At 43.5% G+C, this 22,462-nt stretch carries 26 protein-coding genes; 19 read left to right on the top strand and 7 right to left on the bottom strand.

The window, feature by feature from the left end; all coding sequences use genetic code 11:
• Positions 1–2 precede the first annotated feature (2 nt).
• From ACFQWC_RS18035 to ACFQWC_RS18050, 4 genes are all read left to right on the top strand, one after another.
• Positions 3–554, top strand: a complete 552-nt coding sequence (locus ACFQWC_RS18035) for a DUF3231 family protein (protein ID WP_299741777.1) — start codon at positions 3–5, stop codon at positions 552–554.
• 289 nt (positions 555–843) lie between these two features.
• Positions 844–1,404, top strand: a complete 561-nt coding sequence (locus ACFQWC_RS18040) for a GNAT family N-acetyltransferase (RefSeq protein WP_377108763.1) — start codon at positions 844–846, stop codon at positions 1,402–1,404.
• Between the two features lie 118 nt (positions 1,405–1,522).
• Complete coding sequence (locus tag ACFQWC_RS18045; RefSeq protein WP_341357401.1) at positions 1,523–1,783, top strand: SunI/YnzG family protein; 261 nt, start codon at positions 1,523–1,525, stop codon at positions 1,781–1,783.
• Positions 1,784–1,848: 65 nt separating this feature from the next.
• Positions 1,849–3,267: a bifunctional metallophosphatase/5'-nucleotidase gene (locus tag ACFQWC_RS18050; RefSeq protein WP_377108764.1), complete on the top strand. Its 1,419-nt coding sequence runs from the start codon at positions 1,849–1,851 to the stop codon at positions 3,265–3,267.
• A 254-nt stretch (positions 3,268–3,521) separates the two neighbouring features.
• On the opposite strand, the gene ACFQWC_RS18055 is transcribed toward ACFQWC_RS18050, so the two are convergent.
• The 4 genes from ACFQWC_RS18055 to ACFQWC_RS18070 form a co-directional block, all read right to left on the bottom strand.
• The gene (locus ACFQWC_RS18055) at positions 3,522–4,628 is read right to left on the bottom strand and encodes a GerAB/ArcD/ProY family transporter (RefSeq protein WP_377108765.1); all 1,107 of its coding nucleotides are present in this window, start codon (positions 4,626–4,628) and stop codon (positions 3,522–3,524) included.
• A 22-nt stretch (positions 4,629–4,650) separates the two neighbouring features.
• Entirely contained in the window at positions 4,651–5,820 is a 1,170-nt protein-coding gene (locus ACFQWC_RS18060) for a Ger(x)C family spore germination protein (RefSeq protein WP_341357404.1), read from the bottom strand.
• Positions 5,817–7,304 (bottom strand): spore germination protein, encoded by a 1,488-nt coding sequence (locus tag ACFQWC_RS18065; protein WP_377108766.1) that lies wholly within the window; start codon positions 7,302–7,304, stop codon positions 5,817–5,819. The genes ACFQWC_RS18060 and ACFQWC_RS18065 overlap by 4 nt, the downstream gene beginning before the upstream one ends.
• Positions 7,305–7,591: 287 nt before the next feature.
• The gene (locus tag ACFQWC_RS18070) at positions 7,592–7,801 is read right to left on the bottom strand and encodes a hypothetical protein (RefSeq protein WP_299741788.1); all 210 of its coding nucleotides are present in this window, start codon (positions 7,799–7,801) and stop codon (positions 7,592–7,594) included.
• Between the two features lie 334 nt (positions 7,802–8,135).
• Here ACFQWC_RS18070 and ACFQWC_RS18075 point away from each other — a divergent pair, with 334 nt between their 5' ends.
• A complete protein-coding gene (locus ACFQWC_RS18075) occupies positions 8,136–8,690 on the top strand; it encodes a CBO0543 family protein (RefSeq protein WP_299741790.1) in 555 nt (184 codons plus the stop codon).
• Between the two features lie 856 nt (positions 8,691–9,546).
• Here ACFQWC_RS18075 and ACFQWC_RS18080 read toward each other — a convergent pair.
• A complete protein-coding gene (locus ACFQWC_RS18080; RefSeq protein WP_341357406.1) occupies positions 9,547–9,678 on the bottom strand; it encodes a hypothetical protein in 132 nt (43 codons plus the stop codon).
• A gap of 187 nt (positions 9,679–9,865) precedes the next feature.
• Between ACFQWC_RS18080 and ACFQWC_RS18085 the strand changes: the two genes are divergently transcribed.
• From ACFQWC_RS18085 to ACFQWC_RS18135, 11 genes are all read left to right on the top strand, one after another.
• Positions 9,866–11,647: a M3 family oligoendopeptidase gene (locus tag ACFQWC_RS18085; RefSeq protein ID WP_377108767.1), complete on the top strand. Its 1,782-nt coding sequence runs from the start codon at positions 9,866–9,868 to the stop codon at positions 11,645–11,647.
• A 99-nt stretch (positions 11,648–11,746) separates the two neighbouring features.
• On the top strand, positions 11,747–12,394 hold the full coding sequence (locus ACFQWC_RS18090) for a uridine kinase family protein (protein WP_377108768.1): 648 nt from the start codon (positions 11,747–11,749) through the stop codon (positions 12,392–12,394).
• Between the two features lie 133 nt (positions 12,395–12,527).
• Complete coding sequence (locus ACFQWC_RS18095) at positions 12,528–12,923, top strand: hypothetical protein (RefSeq protein WP_299741798.1); 396 nt, start codon at positions 12,528–12,530, stop codon at positions 12,921–12,923.
• A 40-nt stretch (positions 12,924–12,963) separates the two neighbouring features.
• A complete protein-coding gene (locus ACFQWC_RS18100) occupies positions 12,964–13,395 on the top strand; it encodes an NUDIX hydrolase (RefSeq protein ID WP_299741800.1) in 432 nt (143 codons plus the stop codon).
• A gap of 113 nt (positions 13,396–13,508) precedes the next feature.
• Complete coding sequence (locus ACFQWC_RS18105; RefSeq protein ID WP_299741801.1) at positions 13,509–13,823, top strand: hypothetical protein; 315 nt, start codon at positions 13,509–13,511, stop codon at positions 13,821–13,823.
• 31 nt (positions 13,824–13,854) lie between these two features.
• The gene (locus tag ACFQWC_RS18110) at positions 13,855–14,448 is read left to right on the top strand and encodes a GNAT family N-acetyltransferase (protein ID WP_299741803.1); all 594 of its coding nucleotides are present in this window, start codon (positions 13,855–13,857) and stop codon (positions 14,446–14,448) included.
• Positions 14,449–15,240: 792 nt separating this feature from the next.
• The gene (locus tag ACFQWC_RS18115; protein WP_299741804.1) at positions 15,241–16,542 is read left to right on the top strand and encodes a hemolysin family protein; all 1,302 of its coding nucleotides are present in this window, start codon (positions 15,241–15,243) and stop codon (positions 16,540–16,542) included.
• 108 nt (positions 16,543–16,650) lie between these two features.
• The gene (locus ACFQWC_RS18120) at positions 16,651–17,103 is read left to right on the top strand and encodes a GNAT family N-acetyltransferase (protein WP_341357409.1); all 453 of its coding nucleotides are present in this window, start codon (positions 16,651–16,653) and stop codon (positions 17,101–17,103) included.
• A 10-nt stretch (positions 17,104–17,113) separates the two neighbouring features.
• Entirely contained in the window at positions 17,114–17,374 is a 261-nt protein-coding gene (locus ACFQWC_RS18125; RefSeq protein ID WP_341357410.1) for a hypothetical protein, read from the top strand.
• Positions 17,375–17,400: 26 nt separating this feature from the next.
• Positions 17,401–17,589 carry a hypothetical protein gene (locus tag ACFQWC_RS18130; protein WP_299741810.1) on the top strand — a complete coding sequence of 63 codons (189 nt, stop codon included), beginning with the start codon at positions 17,401–17,403 and terminating at the stop codon, positions 17,587–17,589.
• 157 nt (positions 17,590–17,746) lie between these two features.
• On the top strand, positions 17,747–18,205 hold the full coding sequence (locus tag ACFQWC_RS18135) for a DinB family protein (protein WP_377108769.1): 459 nt from the start codon (positions 17,747–17,749) through the stop codon (positions 18,203–18,205).
• Positions 18,206–18,240: 35 nt separating this feature from the next.
• On the opposite strand, the gene ACFQWC_RS18140 is transcribed toward ACFQWC_RS18135, so the two are convergent.
• Positions 18,241–19,434 (bottom strand): MFS transporter, encoded by a 1,194-nt coding sequence (locus ACFQWC_RS18140; RefSeq protein ID WP_377108770.1) that lies wholly within the window; start codon positions 19,432–19,434, stop codon positions 18,241–18,243.
• A gap of 227 nt (positions 19,435–19,661) precedes the next feature.
• Between ACFQWC_RS18140 and ACFQWC_RS18145 the strand changes: the two genes are divergently transcribed.
• Entirely contained in the window at positions 19,662–19,985 is a 324-nt protein-coding gene (locus ACFQWC_RS18145) for a KGG domain-containing protein (RefSeq protein ID WP_377108771.1), read from the top strand.
• 188 nt (positions 19,986–20,173) lie between these two features.
• A complete protein-coding gene (locus tag ACFQWC_RS18150; protein ID WP_377108772.1) occupies positions 20,174–20,944 on the top strand; it encodes a PAS domain S-box protein in 771 nt (256 codons plus the stop codon).
• A 47-nt stretch (positions 20,945–20,991) separates the two neighbouring features.
• Here ACFQWC_RS18150 and ACFQWC_RS18155 read toward each other — a convergent pair whose 3' ends face one another.
• Positions 20,992–21,237, bottom strand: a complete 246-nt coding sequence (locus ACFQWC_RS18155) for a DUF3243 domain-containing protein (RefSeq protein ID WP_377108799.1) — start codon at positions 21,235–21,237, stop codon at positions 20,992–20,994.
• 267 nt (positions 21,238–21,504) lie between these two features.
• On the opposite strand from ACFQWC_RS18155, the gene ACFQWC_RS18160 reads away from it, so the two are divergent.
• A complete protein-coding gene (locus tag ACFQWC_RS18160; RefSeq protein WP_377108773.1) occupies positions 21,505–22,392 on the top strand; it encodes a DUF6843 domain-containing protein in 888 nt (295 codons plus the stop codon).
• Positions 22,393–22,462 lie beyond the last annotated feature (70 nt).

Here is a 22,462-nt window from a genome sequence, read left to right on the forward strand (position 1 = left end):
TGATGACAAGTACTTTTGAAGCTATTTCAGCCATTATTAAAAATTTTGTAGATGAAGCACCTAAACCCCCTTTACATGTCGGTGAAGTCATGGATCTTTGGACAGCATTTACCGCATTTCATGAAGCCCAATCTCTTTATCAAGTAGGACTGAATACAACGAGTGATCAAGATATGGAACACGTGTTACAAAATGCGTTGGAAGGTAGCAAGACTGATACGAAAAAAATAGAGGAATTCCTTTTAAAAGAAGGGGTTCCGTTGCCTTTGGTCAACCCTACAAAACCATCGTCGAATTCAGCTGCGGTGCCTGAAGGAGTTAAACTGAAGGATGATGAGATTGCCAATCTCATATCTGCCAAAGTAGCCACTTCTATCACCTTTTGCGCACAGGCTATGTCCAAGACCGTTCGGACCGACGTCGGACTAATGTTCTTTTCCATTCAAATCAACTTAATGAAATTCGCTGCCCCTTTAAAAAATCTAATGATTGCAAGAGGCTGGCTGAGAATTCCACCTAAATATAATCCTCCTGGGTTACCGGAAAAAAGCTAAGGATTACCTGAACGTAAGGTTGATATATTTGAAAGGGGAAAGAATTGGATTTACAACTGATCACTTGATGATCAAATAATTTAGTATGAAGAAGTCATGAACAATAGTCTACGAAGGAAGTTTATCTTAAACAAGGTAAGCTTCCTTTTTTTTGAATTAATCCTTGAGATGAGCAGAGTGTTTTGAAATAATTGGAATTGATCGGTTTGATTGTATAATTCGATAGCAGAAGTGAGAGTAGCATCTGTAGAAAATAAAAACTGAATATGGGGTTATGGGGGAATTTGAATTGATAATCAAACATAGTCATTACCAAAACCGCGGATTGGATTATTGTGTAAGGTCAGCAACAGAAGATGATGCGAAAGCTCTGTCCCATGTGAGGCTACAGATCGATGGGGAAACGGAATATTTAGACCGGGAAAAAGGCGAGGCACACATCGACGAAAGAGGCTTCAAAGAAATCATAAAAGAGGATGCGGAGAGTGCCAATCGCTTATTTTTAGTGGCAGAAATAAACGGAGGGATTGCAGGATTTTCAAGGTGTGAGGGAAACGGGTTGAAAAGGACTTCCCATCATGTTGAGTTCGGGGTTGGGGTATTGAAAGAATTCTGGGGATATGGAATAGGAAAGGCCCTTTTAAATAAATTCATTAAATGGGCTGACTCCAATGAGATCCGCAAAGTAACATTAAAGGTGATCGAAACAAACGAAAAAGCTATTAATCTATATAAAAACTATGGTTTTGAAGTGGAAGGGATCTTAAAAGAAGACAAACGGCTGTCTGATGGATATTACTATCATACGGTATTGATGGCACGGTTCAAGCATCGGGTCAGTTCACTTTAGAAAAAAGGTGAGAAATGAATGTATAAACATACGCCATTGAACTATATGCGGAAAAGCTTAGAGGCTGGTTTCATTCTAATAGACTGAGTGAAAGTGAATAAAGATAGGAGTGTAAGATATGGAAGTAAAGGTATCAAAGAATAACGAAAACTTAAATATCAAGTGGCAACTAAGTAACATCACTATTCCTTTATCTGATATTAAAGAAGTGCGAGATGATGATACATATAGCGGTGAAGGGAAAACAGCAGTGAGAATAGGTTTTCCATATGGACACACGGATAGAGTCGTGATCCATACAAGTTCAGAAACGTTTATTCTGTTCACTAGTAATGGTGGTTTGAAAGAGAAGATTTTGTCGTACATTGGGGGAGAATGAGCAAGGTCCTGATTACTACGCGGACATAGAGTTAAGTAAGCATTTATAAATAGGGGGAAATACATATGAAAAAAAACATCACCATTCTTCACACCAATGATCTTCACGGAAACTATGATTTGGTCGTACGGCAGGCTGCATACATAAAGAAACGTGTCAGGGAGCTTAAGGCGCAAGGGGAAAGTTATTTATTGCTGGATGGCGGGGATCACATGGATATGAGCATCAATGAGTGCCTGGCGACGAATGGCCATATGCATTTGGAGATGCTTGCAGATGTAGGATATCATGCGATGTCGGTGGGGAATAATGAGCTGTTGCGATCGACACCGGCGTTGATACGAAAGCATAGCCTGGAATCCAGTGTACCCTGGTTGTTATTAAATCTGGTAGAGGGTGATGGGACTCCCATCGGGGGGATGAAAGAAACGCTTCTCGTGACAATGGATAACGGTGTGAGGGTTGGACTATTTGGAGCGACCGATCAATTTGGGGATCTTTATGAGAACAAGCACGATTTCAGGAATCGGGAAACCCTTGTGGCCATCAATAAAGCGGTAAATGACCTTAAAGAGCAGGGTGCAGATGTCATCGTCTTTCTATCTCATCTGGGGTATGGTGCCGATGTGGAGATGGCGAAAGAAGTCAGCAACCTGGTCGATGTGATCGTGGGGGCGCATTCTCATACGGTGCTTCAAAGTCCCGTGGTGGAATCAGGTGTCCTGATTGTTCAAGCGGGGTCTCACGGACAATATGTCGGGGAGTTGAAATTGGGTTTATATATCGAGAATGGTCTTCATAAGATCGAATCCTTCGAGGGAAAATTAGTGGAAATCACTCCCGAGTCAAAAGCTGATGCCAGCATGGAAGACATTTTAGAAAAGGGTCGTGAGGAAACGAAGGAGTTTTTGTCCGAGGTATTGTACACAACCAGCGTAGAACTTACTCATGCTGATGTCATTCAATTAATGGCAGAGGCCGTACGGGACTACTGGAAGTCTGAGATTGGCATTATGTATGGGGGAGCCGCAGTGGAAGAAGCCCTGGAATCAGGCGATGTGACGAAGGGGGATGTGTACAACAGATGCAAGAGCATGCATTCCCCTGTGTTGATGGAGCTAAAGGGTGAACAAATTGCCGGATTGATAGAGGATAGTTTTAATGAAGAGGTTATCTCCAAGCCGGTATACGGGAATGGATTCAGGCCTCATGGCATTCCGATCGGTCCTCTATCGTTCGCTGGAGTTACGTGGTGTCATCATGAGGGTGTGATTTCGGATATTAAGGTAAATGGAGAAAGCTTGATGGAAAAGAGGATCTACACGGTAGGGACAGGGTCTCCGTTACTGTATGAAGAGGTATGTGGATACGAATCGGTGAAAGGGAATCAATTGATCGAGGTTGGAAAAACAGAGATGGTGAAGGATGTGTTTATGAATTATTTAAGAGCCAACCGGGAGAGTTCTGGCATGTTCAATCGTTAGATGGTATGGGAGCAGCCCGGATTCTTATAGAGTTGGTCATCTAGAGGTGGAAACCTGCTTTTTTGGAAAAATAATCACTAGTTGGATTAATAGAGTACTTTTAATCCAAACATTTATTAAAAATTCATGCCCTCCCGGAATGTATGAACCGGTTTTCGCACTTTATAATCCGTAATTTACATTTATAATCCTTTTGTAGAAAAATCACTGGAAACGACCAGCGGTTCAGGAGCCGCTGATCGTTTTTATTTTCTCTATCCCTGAACTGACTTTTTCTTTCGCGTCTTCCAAAAAACCACCACGCCCAATATCAACGGGAGAATGAATTGAATTGGAATATGAAGGTAATAGGGGACGAGCTTTAATCCCACATATAAGTGCTCCGCGATGTCGTCACTTCGATGGAGGGAAAGCAGATAAACGGCCACCAGTAAGAAGAGGACATGCCAGTTCTTTTGTTTTAACTTGAACAACTGAGTCAGGACGACCTGCGCTGCATATAGGAAAACCGATACCTTCATGAATCCTCCACCTATTAAAAGGAGATAGGTGAAAATTTCCAAGTGTTCAACGACGCCTAAATACGACACCAGTTCCATCGCTTTCACAAACGGAAAGTAGTACGTGTTGGCGAAGGGGGCATGGAGAAGACCGATGACCATCTCCATCGTGATCATGACAATCAGACCGGCGCTGACGATGGGAATCCAAACAATTTTTTGGAGCTTTTCTTTTTTTGCAATGAATGGAAGCAATACCAGAAAGACAACAAGCTCACCGTAGGGAAAGGTCAGTCCGGTCGGGAAGATCATTTTCTTGAGGGGCTCCCACCCTTGTGAGAACAAAGGAAACAGATACTGAACCTGGAATTCCTCCGACAGGAAACCTAGCAGCCATAAAACAGCTAAGATGAAGAAGGTGAAAAAGGTCACGATCACCGCACTCCTTGCAATCGCTTCGATTCCAAGCATCGTACAATAGCCAACCACGAGCAGGAATGGTATGGAAGCAATCCAGTTGGGGGCATCGGGATAGAGGAGCTGGGTGGTGAAAAAGGCAAAATCATTCATCACCCTTCCCGCTATATATAGAAAATAGAAGCTGAAAACCACTGCGAGAACCTTGGATAGAAAGGGTCCGAATCCCATTTTCAGAAGAGGGATGAATTCCAGCCATGAACTTCTTTTTAACAGGAGGAGGTAATAATAGAACAGGATGATTCCGAATCCTACTTCCATTGCTATCGCCAGGATGCTGTCTTCCATGGCCGAAAAGTTCAAGCCGACCACGATGGTGCTTCCCGTTAAAAAGAGAAGCATCATCGAGCATAATTCAAGCGCGGATATGGATACTTTGTTCATATCATCAGTCCCCCTTCTTTGATTATTGCTTAGTGTGCCCAAATCGGATGAATCGGACATCGACGCTCGTGTCTACGTTAACCGTTGAGAGTAACATCTTGTCATTCCGTTTCTCTTTCCATACATCCGGGTGCTGCCGGTAGAGGGCATCCTTCAGTCCAAGAATATCCGTTCCGTCTTCCTGTGACTTTTTGATAAGCGCCTCTATATCGGATTTGATCTTGGTCTTTACTTGGTTTGCAAGCTTTTCCTGTGCAGACAACTTTGTGAGATCCATCTTGCACGAAGTTTCCTCCAGGTTTCCATCAAGGGCTACCTTCAGCTTGAAAGAGACCGGGTCAGTGTCTGCCTTCAGGGAAGAAGCCGTCTTGATCGTGTCGATGGTGAACTCTCCTTCAGCACCCGGACATGGAGTGGATATGGAAACGACCTGGTTGATATCTTTGACCAAGGCTAATGTATTGCTTTCCTTCTGGGTTAAAAAAGAATGGAGATTCTCATTCTTAAAGGTAGCAAATCCCTCGAGTGACACATGGGCTGTCGGAGTGAAATCCTCGATATTACTCTTGGATGTCCCTTCTTTCACATCTCCATGAATCTCCACATAAGGAATGATAATGTCTGAAGTCTTGTCCTCTAAATGACTTTTGATCCTTTCCGAAGACGTGTTCACCAAATGCCCCCAGGCTTCTTTCGAATTCTTCAGCATGATATTCGTGTATAAAGCGGATAGTTTCTGCTGAGGGGTAAACAACTGTAAAAATAATTCAGGACTTTGATTCTTAATGACGATGGTGCTGATGTTTGCCGGAACCCTTGGATCACGAACGAGAAAATCCAATGTTTCATTCAAGCCCTCTTCCTTTGCAAGTCTTTCACTCAGTACCACGACCTGCAATGTGTCGAGGATCGCTTCCTTAAGGGTGTCTTTCTTGATCCGCTCGATGGCTTCCGGAATGGTTTTCCCTGTTTGGGTATAGGTGAATCCACCAGTCGGATCCACTGCATTCTTCTGATTGGCGGAAGGGTTGAAGACCTGCAGGGTAATGGAATAATGGTCGTCCATTTTGTCAATTCCGAGACCTGATACCAGCTCGACTTCATTTAAAAGGCTAGTCTTCACATATCCGACGATAACGCATCCGATCAAGATAAAAAGGATGATGAGGTGACGAAGATTGGACAGGTTCACGAGTCATTCTCCTTTTTATCAGAGTCTTCCATTGGTTCCTCCTTATGAAATGAAGGAATGTTCTTATTAATGTCCGGGATCGGATTCCGGAAGAATACATCCTTTGCCATATCTTGCCATGTGAAAGGGGAAACGGGTGCAAGATAAGGGACCGTGAATGATCTTAAATAACAGAGATGCACCAATAGCATTAAAGTGAATAAGGCAATCCCATACAAGCCGAGCAGGGCCCCGATCAATATCAAGCTGAGCTTAATGATTCTTGTGGCATAGCTCATGATGGCAATCGGGATGATACTGGATAAGATGAAGGAAGTACTGATGATCACCAGGGTAATGGGTTGAACAAGCTGAGCTTCAACAGAGGCCTGGCCGAACACGATCGCACCAAACAGAGAAATCGTGATTACAACGGTCTGAGGAAGTCGGCTTGAGCCTTCATAAATGGCCTCCGTCAAGACGAACACGAGGAGGACTTCAAAGACCGTCGGGAAAGGCACAGACTCCCGCTGGGCCAAGAATCCCACCAGTAAATTCACCGGCAGCAGGCCTTTGTGGAACGTGGTAAACGCCACATAGAATGCCGGGATATACAGGGAAAGCCAAAAGAGGAGGAAGCGCATGGGACGGACCAGCCTCGTTGCTTCACTGTTGATATAATAGTCATCCGATGACTGAAAGAACTGTAAGAACACGGCCGGGGCAATCAGGGTGAAGGGAGTCCCGTCCACCATAATGCAAACCCTTCCCTCCAGCACTTCCGCCGCCGCGACATCCGGCCTGTCCGAGTTCATGACTAAGGGGAAAATGGTTTTCGACTCTTTCGTCAAAAACTCCGAAATATAGTTAGATCCGATGACGGAATCAAGGGAGATTTGTTCAAGCTTGCCCCTGATTTCATTCAGTATGTCCCCATCGACCATATTTTCCAGATAAATAAGGGATACGGACGTACTGGTGAATTCACCATACGTTTGAGTCTCGACATGCAGGGAGGGATTTTTGATGTATTTTCGGATCAAGGCTACATTCCCGCTGCGACTCTCGGTAAAGCCGACATCCGGCCCCTCAATAGTCCGCTGCCCCTTCGGATTGGTAAGGGAACGTTCCTCCCACTTGGACGTATCGGCGGCAAGGATGTCCGCTTGTCCTTCAAACAGAATAATTGTGGATCCATCCACCAGTTTGCCGCTGACCTTGTCCTTATCCTTCACCACTTCTACATCAGAAACCTGAATAACCGACTCGGTCAGGAAAGGAATGAAACGTCCTTCCTCCTCAGGTGCAGGCTGTTGTAATATAGGTTCGATGATATGCTCCTGGATGGACACGGTATCCACGATGCCATCTATATAGAGGAGGCAGGCCGAAAGACGTCCTCCGGATAACTTCAAGTATCTTGATTTAACATCCGAGCTATCACTCAAGCTAGCAAGAATCCCGGCTACCCGGTCTTCCAACGTTGCGGGTTGATTCATGTTCATTACGCTCACCCTTTAGACTATGTCAATATGGTAGTATGCGCTAAGATTGCTTGATTATTCCATAGGGGAGTCATTTTTTATATAGGGAAGGAGAAGATTGAAATCATGACAATAAATTCTATCAGGAAGTTGGATCGAAAAGCAGAAGTCAGTCCGGAAATTCCAATATTCACAATAACTCCAGCGATTTGAACAACAATCATAACTAACAGCCGGGTGGTCTTCGGAAACTCAAAAAGACCTGTCGATTAGCGACAGGTCTTTTTGAGTTGATGTGTATTGATAAGTCATAAATGTTCTAATCGGGTTAAAGCGGAATGGATATCATCATAGGTTTCCTTTGTGCCATTCTGAATGATGATAAATGATTCTAATTCCTTTGAGTACGAAACAAACAATGGTTCCGAACAATGTTCAGTGAAGGAATGAGTAATGTCACACTCTGAATAGGTTTGGAGGGTCTGCAAGATTGTAAGAAGCTCTCGGTTTTCTGACATTTTCTTTATCTCCTTTCGAAAAAAGGGAAGGAATTTGTCGGTTTTGGATAATATTAACACAAACATGAGATGCTTGTAAGTGAGAAAAGTCATACGATAAATTAACTGAAAAGAGGGATAGCAACTCATTTTTAGATGAACGCATTGAAGAGCGGGCATCAGTATGTAAATCACTCAATGAAAACATGAATGAAAATACGTTGACCGTGGAAACTATGAACGATGCAACTCATGAAAACCCATAAAAACCCATAAAAGCTTTCATTTACTCTCTAACAAATTGAAATTGAAAAGGATCTTTTTATAAAAAATAGTTGATCGTAGGGGGTCGTGTATGAAAGAACAATATGATCGAATAAGAGAAAAGGCTTTGAATGTTGTTCACGAGAATACTGTGTATTGGCAGGAATATTGTTTCCTATCCCCACGCTGGTGGTTCTTAATAGGACTCTTCATCCTGTCCTGGTACTTCTATTTTCGTTTAACGAGAAGAGAGGAGATGCCGAGGCTGCTCTTTCTTGGGTTAATATGGATCATAGTGGCAGCGAACCTGGATGGGCTTGGATTTGAGCTTGGGTTATGGGGCTATCCGTCACAATTAATCCCTATTCTTCCAAAAGCATATGTCTTTGACTATGCATTAATCCCTGTTACCTACATGCTTCTATATAAATACTTCCCTAAAGGGAAATCCTTTTTGTATGCGAATATCGTTCTAGCAGCATGTGCATCGTTTATTGCTGAGCCAGTGTTTGAATGGTTAGATATTTATAAAGTATATCATTGGAAGAGATGGTGGTCTTTTATCATCTATATCATCCTTTCCTATGGGATAAGATGGCTGGTTGAGGTTGTATTTGATTCTGAGTCGGGCACTGATAAGAAGTGAAACGGATATTGCTGTCGTGCAATATACTCACCCCATGACACCAACTACCAGAATATTTAGTAAGACCTAGAAGTGTGGTGGGGACAGAATCGTTCTTCCTTCGTGTATCTAGGAACGATAATAAAGGAAAATCCTTTCCTTGACGGATCATGGAAAGGGTCTGTGTCATTTTCTAAATCCATCACCGGTAGGAATGATCATAAGACTAATCGAACTCATAATAGAATCCACCATTCATGGGCGTGACCAACTCAACTGAAGGATGGTGTGTAGATCATACTGTGCGTCATAAGATGGTTGGCAAAGCCCTGCCCCTGGTGCTTTCATCGATAGAGAACGAGGTTAGTAGTCTTGCCTTTTTTGATTAGAAGTGTATTTACGAAGTTTTCCCCCTTTTTCCTAAGCAAAATATCCGACGGGTTCGACGTCATGCGGGATCACTACATGGGTGGTGCCTTTGAAATAGAGGGATGATGGATTTGATCGAGTGGCATGCTGGTGAATTCCAGCTGGTCTTCCGGCAGGTGGAAGTTGCTAAGATAGTCCTTTACGGTTAAATAAAGATTTGGGCCAGCTTGAGGAATGGAATGAACAGTGACCGGGGGAGGGCTCCCATCGATCATCCGGTTTGAGGTTTGAATAGAAGTCCATCGGTCCTCTTTTTTCTGTCTTTCAACGGAAAAGGACGTTAGTTTAGCTAGATTCGGTTCCTTGAGTGATAATGAGTACCGGAATTAGAGTGAAATTCTTTATTGGGAATCCCTTCTGCTATGGAATTGATCCAAATCGGACCATAATCGATCCTGATATAAAATGATTAATCCTGCTTAAACTTTTTTGAACCTTTTTTGATTTATTAATCCTCTTTTAAAATAATCGATCCGCCGTGTCGAATTTTCTTTAGTATGGTAGCCGGGTGATCGGCCCCGTTGCTCTTAATGCAGTTGCTTGAACAATAGATTTGGGACTCTCGATCAATTCCATTCATGACAATGCTTCCGTTCATATGTATCGTTGTATTTGACTAAAGGCATGGTGTGATCCTCCAGTTCAGTGTTAGGAAGAAATTATAGTCTATTTGGAATTTTAGGGCAAATAGGAGTTGGAAAAATGTTCAAAATGGATTAAAATAAGAACGTATGTTTTGTTCGGAACTAAGGTAGGAGGAGCTTATGATGACTCAAACAAAATACAAAACAGTATGGAATCTCGACAGCATCTTCAAAGGAGGAAGCACATCACCTGAATTACATGATCATATGAAGTGGACGGAAGCCAAAATTATGGAGCTGGAAGAAATGGTGAAAGAGTGGACGGCGGTATTAGATTCGGATCAACTAGTCGATGTTCTTAATCGACTTAGGGATATAAAGATGTCCGTATCACAAGCAAGATCCTATGCTATCTGTCTTCTTTCCGAAAATCCGAAAGACCAGGGCCCACAATTCTACAGAGGGGAATCCACGGCTCTTCAATCAAAATATGATTCTATCAACAGTGACCTGAAGAGGAAATTAGCCCATACGGAGGAATCGGAGTGGATGAGCCTGCTTGCATCAGAGGATCTGAAGGAGTATCGCTTCACCCTTCAAGAGTGGCGGGAAGAAGCGGACCGGGAGCCTTCGCAGGAGGTGTCGGACCTTATGGCAGACGGGTACCATGCCTGGGGGCAGTTCTATCAATCGTTCATGAGCAGCATTAAGGTCCAGGTAAAGGGTCAGGATTTCTCTGTAGGGCAGGCCATCAATCTGCGTTCGCACCACGATGCTTCGATTCGAAAAGAATCTCATGAGGCGCTGGTGGAAAAGTGGACCGGGCTTGAGGGGCAGTTTGCGCAAATCTTGAACCATCTGGCCGGTTTCCGGTTGAATATGTATAAGAGCGTGGGAATTGAGGACGTCCTCCATGTTCCTCTGGCCCAAAACCGGATGAAGGAAGAAACGCTGAATGCGATGTTTTCGGTGATGGAGAGATATAAAGAACCGTTTGCCCAATACTTGAATGTGAAGGCAGACATGAACGGCGATGCCAAAATGAAGTCTTATCACTTTTGGTCCCCAATGAATCATCACCATCAAGGAATGGAATACGGAGAGGCTGCGGCTTTGGTCGAGGAGCAATTTCTCGCATTTGGTACCGAAATGGGACAGTTTGCAGAGACGGCGTTCCGTGAAGGCTGGGTCGAGGCAGAAAATCGTCCGGGAAAGTCTGCAGTTCCCATTTGCGCGGCGTTTCCGTTGACGGGGGAGTCCAGGGTGTTCCTGACATTTCCCGGCACATTCAAAGGGGTATTGACCCTTGTGCATGAACTTGGTCATGCCTTTCATAACCATGCGATGAAATCAGTGAACGGGATGAACAAGTCCTACCCCATGAGCCTGGCCGAAACGGCTTCGACCTTCGCAGAGATGATTATTCTCGAGGCGGCCATGGAGAAAGCGGAGACGGAGGAAGAGAAGCTGTTCATCCTTGATGAGAAATTAAAGCGCAGTGTCATGAACTTCATGAACCTTCATGCCAGATTCATCTTTGAAAAAAACTTTCACGAAGAACGGAAAAAGGGGTTCGTCCCCGCATCACGTTTGAACGAACTGATGGAGGCTGCCTTAGAAGAAGGGTATGCGGGTTCCCTGGATGAGGTCCCGATTCACTCGTGGGTATGGACGCCCCATTTCTATAAAACAGAATCTCCTTTTTATAACTTTCCTTACACCTTTGGATATTTACTTGCACTGAATCTCTTCGTCAGGGCAAAGGAAATGGGGAAAGGATTCGAGGAGCAATACATGAACCTCTTGCGGGATTCAGGGCGCATGTCGGCAGAAGAACTCGTCATGAAGCATCTGGGAGAAGACATTACGGAGGAAGCCTTTTGGGAAAAAGGGATGGCGTTGTGTGTAGAGGATAGTGAGGAGTTTGTGAGATTAGCAGCTTATCTTCATAAAGAGGAAACCTAATGAATAGGATTCAAATGTGATTCTGAAATCGATTTGAGCGGTGATGTTTGAAGATGTATTTTACGAGAAAAATAATCACGAATCATAGGGAGAGAGTTCATGGACAAGATCTTACATAACATAGCCAATCTATTAAACCAGCAAGATCGAAAAATGGTCATCGGTATTTCAGGACATGGTGCTTCGGGTAAAACCACGTTTGCCAAGAAGCTTTTGACGCTGCTGGAAGGAAAGAATATCAATTATATCAATGCCGATCCCTATATCGTCAGTTCTGGCGTAAGAAGGCACACCTCCATCCAATATGAGTACAACAATGAAATCCATCAATCCAAAATGACTGCCTGCCATCCGGCTGCCCACCATGTATTGGCTCTCGATCGGGACGTTAAGATGGTAAGGGAGGGAATGGACTTCTATACCATGGACGTCCCTTATGAAAGAAGTCAGCTCATCTCCTCCCGAATCAACTTGACGATTGTAGAAGGGATGACGGTTGCATTCAGCAACCCCGACTTATACGACCTTAAGATTTACTTTTACACAGATGGCGAGACAGAGCTTATAAGAAGAGGAATCCGCGATGTTTCCGAAAGAGGCATGGATGTCGAGTATTTACGGAAAACCCATGACGAACGCAGAATCCAATATGAGGTATTTATGCATCCGAAGCATGAGAATTTTGATGTAGTGGTGAGGAATTCGGATGAGGGGTATTGGGTGGAAAAGGATATGGAGTGGTCGTAAGTGTAAACAGGAAGCTTATCCGAATGTGGGTAGGCTTCTTTTAGTGAAAATAGTGATTGAGTGTGATGGTTTATTTTGACATAATTGGAATTAAGGGAGTTTGTAGACAACGTAAAATAATGGAGGTCAAATCGTGAAGAGACCTATAGGTGTATCCATCATAAGTTATTTCTATATTTTTGGTGCAATCGTATTATTATTTACCGCTATTTTTTATCAGGCTGCTGCTGATACGATTAGCATTTCTGAAAGGTTTGGAGTACCGATTATGCCTGAACGATTCATGAGAGTAGTAGTGGCGTTCTTTTCCTTAGTGATGGTTTATGGGTATATGAGATTGAAAAAATGGGGTTTTTGGCTATTCATCGCGTACTCCGTGTTGTTTGGGGTGATCAGTTTCCTATTGTTATCTGTACAGCCCGATCAGCCTTTTATAGGGAATTTTATTTTTTCGGTGATTGTCTTGACGTATACGATTTATGTGAAAGAGGCATTTTTTAGATCTACTCACGAACATCGTATAAATTAATTCTGAGGAAAATTATTATTGAAGTGGAGGGGTGTTATTTATGACACAAAACACACAGGATATATATTCACCGCCAAAACATATCGTTTCAGCTGCCACCATTGTCATCAATAACCAACAGGAAATCCTGTTGATAAAGGGACCAAGGCGTGGATGGGAAATGCCCGGTGGTCAGGTGGAAGAAGGGGAGTCGTTGAAAGAGGCTGCGATCAGAGAGACGAAAGAGGAAACAGGAATGGATGTGGAGGTACTGGCATTTTGCGGGGTATTTCAAAATGTGAAAAGATCCATCTGCAACACTCTGTTTCTCGCGAAGCCTGTTGGAGGCGAACCGACGACTTCAGAGGAGAGTCTTGAGGTGGGCTTTTTTTCGATTGAGCAAGCGCTCGAGATGGTGACTCATTCGAATTTCAGAGAGCGGATCGAGCTTTGTTTGGAAGAGAGTCAGCATCCATTTTATATTGAGTTTTAGGGGGATTCAATCTTCCAGGAATGGTGTACAGTTGAATCTCTTTTTGACTGAAAATTGAAACTTTTTAAGGCCTCCACTCGTAAGTATTAGTAATATACGAGGGGGTATATAATATGAAGAAATTCATAACACGAACGTCATTACTAACGGCTGCGATACTTGCTATAGCTATCTGGGTCGGGAGCCTTCTGTTCTCTTTTTCTTACGGAGAATGGAGCTTTTTTATCGGACTGGGATTAACGGTCGGACTTTTCTTTTTTAACAGTAGTGGTGGTGCCTTATCCAAAGGAGCTACTTTGGAGGCGAGTGAGGCAGGATGGAAGATCCAAAAGGACAATGAATTGAAGGCAAATGTAGGTTCAGTGTTTTATGGAGCTGTCTTATTTACGCTTATCAGTTTTGTCATTATGATGATTACCTATTTTTAAAATGTGTGGTTAATAGACAAGGAGAGATAGTATGGTCCATTTTTACGGAACTCCCACTTTGGAAACAGATCGACTCATCCTTCGAAAATTGGATCTCGACGATATTCAAAGCGTCTTTGGCCACTGGATGTCGGATGAGCGGATCGCCGACAATCGAGTTAGTCCGGCACATAAGACCGTTGCCGAAACGCAGGAGCGTGTGGAGAGGATTGTGAGTGGGTATGAATCGAAGGAGTTTTGTCACTGGGGCATTGAACTCAAAGATGATGGTGTACTCATCGGAGAGATCGATTTATATGATTTTGGCCACTCTACAGGGAATTGCGAGGTCAGTTATTCCCTTGGATACAATTGGTGGAATAAAGGATATGGTACCGAAGCCTTGAAAGCGGTCGTGGAATTTGCCTTTATACATATGGACGTTCATAAAATATCCGCCGCCCATAATACGGATAATCCGGCTTCAGGCAGGATCATGACGAAAGCAGGGATGGAGCAGGAAGGGATCATCCGGCATATGATTCGAAATGCGAAGGGTCAGTATAAGGACTGTGCTGTTTATGGGCTTCTTCGGGAGGATTATGTTAGAAATCATACTAAATCCCATATCCTTGTAGGAATGTAAGGCGCTATGGTAAATCAAACAGGTTTTTTTATTCAGTTGGTGTAACGGTTAAGTGACAAACGTTCAAATTAAATTAAGGGGAGCTTATCATTAACTTGAATAAGCTTCACTTTTTTGGGGATTTCCTCTGCACATACTTTTAGAAGGCTCTTTTCGTGAAATTTGTTGCTATTGTAGAGGGAAAGTAGTAGTTGATTTACGCTATAGGATGATCTTTATTGAAGCATTGAATGGTTTTCCTAGTGCGTTTCCAATCAAATGTTAGATACGATCGTATTTTATAGAATACCACAGGGTGAAAGAAAATTCGGGGACGAAGAAGTTTGGGGAATGGTATCATCGCAAGGATTTGGTTTACGATATGAGGGATACAAATGATTGGCGGTTTGTATAGTGGCTATTTATTCGATCAATTATTGGTTTTGTAGGAAAGCGTTCATAAGCAAAGCTATCCCAATCTATTTGGGAATCCTCTATCGTAATATGTTTGAATAAAATCTCATAATTAAGTAAAATCATAATATATTATTTTATATTAACGTCTGGAGGGATACTAATGGGACAGAGAAGCTAAGATACGACTCAGCTGAGCGATGCTGCGTAACATTCGGTTCAATGATTCAATCCGGGTTGCTGGAAGCTGGACGGTCTACTTCTCAATATGGGTTCTATTCAATCCCTTCTAGAGATAAGTAGTTTTCACTTCATGCTTTCATCGATCTAGCCATTCACTTGGTGTATGAAATTTATCATGATGGAGGTGTAAGCCTTATCTAAGGATAAGGCTGCTAATTGACAACGTCTATAAACTTAATTTTAATTGTTTTATTGATTGCTTTAACCGCTTTTTTCGTAGCGACGGAATTTGCGATTGTAAAGGTACGGGGTTCCAGGATTGATCAGCTCATAGCGGAAAATCGTAAAGGATCGATTGCCGCTAAGAAGGTCGTGACTCATCTTGATGAGTATCTATCTGCTTGCCAGCTTGGAATTACGATTACGGCACTTGGTTTGGGCTGGCTGGGTGAGCCGACTGTGGAGAAGATTTTGCATCCACTTTTTGCTTATTTCGAGTTAAATGAAGCGATCACGCATATCCTGTCCTTCGGTATCGCCTTTGCCCTTGTGACATTCCTTCACGTTGTAGTCGGGGAACTTGCGCCAAAAACGGTGGCGATCCAGAAAGCCGAAGCCGTCACGCTATTATTCTCCGGCCCGATCATTTGGTTTTACCGGATCATGTATCCTTTTATCTGGTTCTTAAATGGATCTGCACGTGTGCTTGTGGGAATCTTCGGGTTGAAGTCGGCTTCGGAGCATGAAGAAGTTCATACAGAAGAAGAGCTTCGGATCCTGCTTTCGGAGAGTTTTAAAAGCGGTGAAATCAATAAGAACGAACTAAAGTATGTGAACAACATCTTTGAATTCGATGAACGGATTGCGAAGGAAATCATGGTCCCACGAAAAGAAATCGTCTCCCTTTCCATAGACGATACGCTCGAGGACGTGATAAATACCATTCGAAAAGAGAATTTCACGCGTTATCCTGTCGTGAACGGCGATAAGGATAATGTCAAAGGATTCGTAAATATGAAAGAGCTTCTGACAGAGGCGATGGTCAACGAACTGGATACGAACTTTACCCTTCGACCTTTTGTCAATCCCATCATTACAGTCATCGAGACGATTCCGATTCATGACCTGCTTGTCAAGATGCAGAAAGAGCGGGTTCATATTGCCGTTCTGATTGATGAATACGGAGGTACATCAGGAATTGTGACGGTTGAGGACATCCTTGAAGAAATCGTCGGTGAAATCCGGGATGAATTTGACGAGGATGAAGTAGCTGAAATCCGAAAACTCAAGGATGGTCATTACCTTCTTGATTCAAAGGTTCTCATCAATGATGTCAACTCTCTTTTGAATATAACCATTGACATTGGTGAACTGGACATCGACACCATCGGCGGCTGGTTCATGACACAAAACCTCGATGCCAAAGTCGGCAGCTTCATTGAGGAAGAAGGGTATCGCTTTAAAGTGATTGAAAAAGACGGGATCCAGCTCCGCTATATAGAAGTGACAAAGATATAGACACCAAAAGAAGCAACCGGCTCAAGAAAGCTGGTTGCTTCTTTACTTGTAATACCAAGGCAACATCCTGATTTGAAAGGAGTCTTCATATAAAAAGGAGGATACAGCATGCGACAAAAGCACATCACTATTACTCCGTTTCACCCCGACTATGCCCAAGAAACCGTGAACATGTGGCGGGAAAGTAAAGAAACAGCCATTGATCAAAAAGAAAAGCACAGCGTGGACAGTCACCTCTTTTTTTTAACCCATATCCTGCCTGAACAATATCAAATCGATTTAGCACTAATAGATGGAAGAGTAGTGGGAATGGCCGCATATAATGAAACGGAAATCAGTCAGCTTTACATTCATGTCGATTATCAAGGTGTTGGAATAGGTCAGACCTTATTGGATAAAGCGAAAACGCAATCGAGTGGCCGCTTAACCTTATATACGTTTGAAGTGAATCGAAATGCTCAGCGATTTTATGAAAAGAATGGATTTATGATTATCGGCAGAGGGAAGGAGAATGAAGAGAATCTGCCGGATATTAAGTATGAATGGCGTCTAAAAGAGTAGGGGGATTTAGATGAGAAAATACAATGGTCTTGTATCAATCTTCATCCTGATTGTCACGTTCTTGATTTTACAATCCCTCGTTGGCAAACAGATTGGGAATCTGTGGGTGTGGATCATTGCAGTAGGATATATCGGTTCGGCCCTTGCTTCCTGGTATAGTGCGCCGGGATTTTGGAGGAAGGCATCGGCGGTGCTTTTGGTGGTTCTTCCGGTAGGATTTATCATCTTTATTGGTTTATTTATTATTGGATTGATAGGGTTCGGGTTTTAGGACTATCCATTATGAAGGAGGAACACATGAGCCACCATACTAACGAAAAGCAGAAGCGGGTTCAAGATCTATATCGGAAGAAAAAGCGGGAGGATTCTTCCCCTACATTCTGGACGGTGATCTTGATGCTCTGTGTAATCCCGGTGCTGATTCTTCTTGTAACGAGCGCATTATTCGACCTTGGCGTACGGCTGCCTGAGTTTTTTGGAAGATAATAGAGTCTCTGTGGAAATGAAGATAAGCTAATGAAACAGTGGAGATCCCTTTTTAACAAAAAAGGATCTTTTTTAATGGAGAATTGAAATGGTAAGAGGAAACACCCTTCTCTATCTTGAAAGTATAAGTGATACGGAAATGCAGGAGGGAATTAGGATGAATGCGAAACAAGTATTACTCATGCAACTGGATGCATGCCACACTCAAAATACCTGGTTTGTCTCGTTGATCAATTCCATCAAGGATCTCACAGAGGAACAAGCAACGTGGAAACCAAATGAAGCCACCAATTCGATCTCTGAAATCATCCATCATCTCATCTACTATAATCAACGCCATTTAAATCGATTGAAAGGGATTGAGAATGAAGAGAGTACAGGTGGGAGCACGTTCAAGAATAGGGAACGTCTCAGTTGGAGTGAAACGTCCGAGCGGATTGATCAGTTGATGGCTGACTGGAAGAAGACGGTTGAAGCGGTAAATGAGGTGAATCTGACTAAGTGGACTGAAATCATTGCCCACCTCACCATCCATACCACTTACCATGCAGGACAAATTCTTTATATCAGAAAATTACAGGGGTCTTGGGATCCGCGAGCGGGAGTGAAGGGCTAAAGCCTAAGAGAGAGGACTTGGTGGCAAGTCCTCTTTTATGTTGATTGTGCTAGTTCTCTTCTCCCCAACCATAACGATATCCCAATGGAGGTCACGGAAAGGGCAACGATCATCCACACGACACCTGGCCAGTTAAATTGATGATAGAAGCTACCACTGACGGTTCCTCCGACACTCGATCCTGCGTAGTAGGCGGATAAGTAGAGGGCCGAAGCCTGCGCTTTATCATGGACGGCCAATCGTCCGACCCAGCTGCTGGCGATGGAGTGGCCGGCGAAGAATCCGTAGGTAAAGATGGCGATCCCGATGATTTTCACCCACAGATTCGGATGCAGGGTGGCTGATACCCCGGATAACATGATGATGAGCGACAGGGGCAGGATTCTTTTTTTTCCATACTGATCGGCGAGCATCCCCATCCACGTCGAGCTGAAGGTACCGACGATATAGACGATGAAGATGAATCCGACAACGGTCTGGCTGAGTGAGTAGGGTGGTGCGATCAGCTCGAATCCGATGTAATTGTAGAGGGACACGAACCCGCCCATCAATAGAAATCCAATGGTGAAGAGATACGTGAGTCCCGGTACCTTGAATTGGCTGAACAGGGATCCGGCCAATGATTTCAGCTGAAATGTCTGAGGTTTGAAATGGGCAGACGGCGGGATAAGCACAAGAAAGATGACGGTTGAAAGCAAGCTGATGATCCCGACTCCCATCAATGCGACATGCCAGTTGAAATGGTCGGTAAGGACGCCACTGATGATCCGACCGGACATTCCCCCAACGGAATTCCCGCTGATGTATAACCCCATGGCCATCCCAAGACTCTTCGCTTCAATTTCCTCACCCAAGTATGCCATGGCAACAGCAGGAAGCCCGGCGAGTGTAATCCCCTGCAAGATCCGGCCGATGATGAGCATATGGAAGCTTGATGTAAATCCTGTGCATATGGCAAGAATGGAAGATGCCAGTAACGAGAAGGTCATGACGGATTTTCTTCCACAGACGTCAGATAAGGATCCTGCGATTAATAGACTGATAGCGAGGGCAATGGTAGTGGAAGACTGGCTGAGACTTGAGGTGGCCGGTGAAATATCAAACTCATTTGCGATATCCGGGAGCAGGGGCTGAGTTCCCCAGAGGATGGCGAAGGTGCTGAATCCGCCTGCAAACAGGGCCAGGTTTGCGTTTTTGAAGGCCGGTGTTCCCCGTTTGATGTAATCCATGTAGCAAGACTCCTTATATTTTTTTGAAGATTTCTATCTTCATCATACACCTCTGGAGGAAGCACTTCTATCATAAGGCATTCTCCTTCCTAACCTCGCTCCGGTGTAAATTAAATTACAAAAATGTTAAAAACCCCCTACATCTGTTTAGCTCTCATCTCACGAGGTATATAACCAATGTACAAACATACAACACCATTTTACTAAACTTAAGGAGGATTTTATTTATGTCTAACAGTAACAACAGTAACAACAATAACAGCAACAGCAGCAACAGCAATAACAGCAACAACAAAATGAGTTACGAGGAAGCAGGTCGTAAAGGCGGCGAACAAACAGCGAAGAACCACGACAAAGAATTCTACCAAGAGATCGGTGAAAAAGGTGGAGAAGCAACTTCAGAAAATCACGATAAGAAATTCTATCAGGAAATTGGAGCGAAAGGCGGAAGCCAGTCCGGGAACTCGAGCAGCTCAAATAATTCCAATAGCTCGTCCAACAGCTCGAATAATTCCAACAGCTCCAATAGATCTAACAACTCAAACAACTAAATCCAATAGCCGGATCTTTTCCGGAAACGAAAAAAGACCTGTCAAACATCCATGACAGGTCTTTTTGTATATTTCCCGCTTCAAGGGCTCCGATATATGTATGTGATAAAAGTCATGAATCGAAGGGGAAACATTTTCCCTTATTTCTTGCGTCCTATAGTGATTAACGCTATCGTTAGGGGAAAGGAGTGAGCATTGTGTGTGAGGATATATCAGAAATAGATTATCTCGAGGTTATGGAATATTCACTAGATCCACTTATCATACATACGGATTACAGAATCATGTATGTAAACGGGGCGGCGGAGGAATTTTTTCGAACGGATAAAGAAGGCGTCGTCGGTCAAAGTCCCTTGGATATCTTCAGGGAATCCTCAAAAGACGCGATCAGGAAAAGAATCCAATCTGCCTACGGAAAGCCCGCGGATGTCATTGAGGAAACGGTCTATCGAACGGACGGATCGACCGTGGAAGTCGAATTGTATTGTCACCCCCTCATGATAGGGAATACTCAGGCGATTCAAACATATGTGCACGACATCACAGAGAAGAAAGAAAGGGAAAAGAAGCAATCGGAAATGGTGGCTGAAATAAATGAATTGTCTGCTACGTTGGTTCCACTGCTGGACGATATTGCCGTCTTTCCTATCGTCGGGAAGGTCGATGAAGAGAAAGCCCGCCTGCTCCTCGATATCATTCCGGCCAAAGTGAGAAAACAGAACGTCAATCAGGTGATCATTGATTTTTCCGGTGTCTACACCTTAGATCAATTCGTTACCGATGCCCTTTTTAAGATTACAAGTGTGCTAGCCTTACTGGGCGTTCGATCCATCATCACGGGACTACGACCGGAAATGGCCATGTGCGCCATAAACCAGAACATCGAGCTCTCATCGATTCCTACGTTTGCTACAGTAAAAGATGCCCTAGCTTACATGTATGTAAACGTCCAGCCATAAAAAAACGCCCCCAGCGGTCTATGGCGCTGGGGGCGTTACTTTGTGTTTTAGTTGGTTTGATCAGCAAGCTTGACCAGCACATGAGCCATATGTTCCCGCTCTTCCTTATTAGCGACATTCCACATCTCATTCAGCACTTTCTGTTCCCGGTTTCGTGGCTCCTCATGCTCCGCTAAATAGTCGGCTACACGCTTGGCTCCCTTAGAAAGTGCTTCCTTACCTAGACCCAGTTTCTCTCCCTTTTGAACCTGATTTCCCAAATAGTTCTTGAAAGAGTCGAAATGCTGCAGGATTTCTTGTCTTCATTCATTTGTGCGGCTGCTTGTTTTGGACCGTGTTCGATAATGCATTCCTCCTTTTGTAGTTGTTATTAGTGTCTTTCTCTTGCAGAATGACAATAAACAAGGAAGAGCACATCGAGATACCGGGGTGGTGTTATTTGAAGAGAGGTACAGCAAAATACATCCAGAGAAACCATCATATTTTCCTTCCAACAAATCACTATTTATGATAAATTTATAATGTGAAATAATTCACAATCTCGTTTGGAGGTTGAGAGAATGAATAAATTAAAGCAGGCTATTTATACGAGTTTGATTCTTTCTACTTTTTTGATGATCATCAGCATACTGGACGGGGGCATTGTGCTCTTTCCATTTGTCTTGATTTATTCCTTAGCCGGTAACCTGGCTTATGGGATTCCCGTTTCATTGCTTTCTGATAGGTTAACGAGAAGGCTATCGAAGGGACGGATAATGGCTGCTGGTTTCATCCATGCTTTCTTTGGAGCTATCACGTATTTTGTGATAGACGGGTTTGCATGGTTTGCGGTGATATGTGCGGTAATATTCTTCTTGGTAGATGAATGGCTGAAAAGGAAGAACACACCGGGTCCTGACCGGGAGAATAAGCGATTCTATCTTAAATTAGTAAGCGTGGTTTCTGTGGTGGCAATTGTGATGCTGGCAGTGAATTGGATATCCAGTGAAGATCAAGGAGAAATAATAAAAAACCGCTACCTGATCCCTGAAGGTTATGAAGGGACGATTGTCGTTTTCTATGGCATGCCGGATCGACCTTCCATTGAGAAAAATGGAGAGTTTTCCGTCATTCCTGTAGAGATTGAGAGTCTGCCCACGTTGATGAGTACGGATATTGAAAAGTACGGTATCTATCAAACTTCTAAAAAAGAAATGGGATATAACATAAATCAAAATCAGTATTTCTACGTAGATGATGATGGAAACAGAACCTCCATCGAGGATTACTGTATACATCATAGCGTGAGTGGAGGCGTGACCGGCTCCGATGGCAGGGACCTATCCTATGATGCATTCCAGGTGACGAATTCGGACTGCGGGGAGGACTTCTATTTAGATGGAAATGACCGCTACTCTGCCCAGGGACGGGAGATTGTGAAGTATTGGTCGGGTTTGCATGATGACTAGGAGGAGTTTAACTAAACAGGTTGAGCCTTTTTTATGTGAATTGGTGATTGAGTTTTAAGGGATATTTTCA

It is taken from the genome of Rossellomorea sp. GCM10028870 (assembly GCF_042666755.1).
Lineage (GTDB): Bacteria > Bacillota > Bacilli > Bacillales > Bacillaceae_B > Rossellomorea.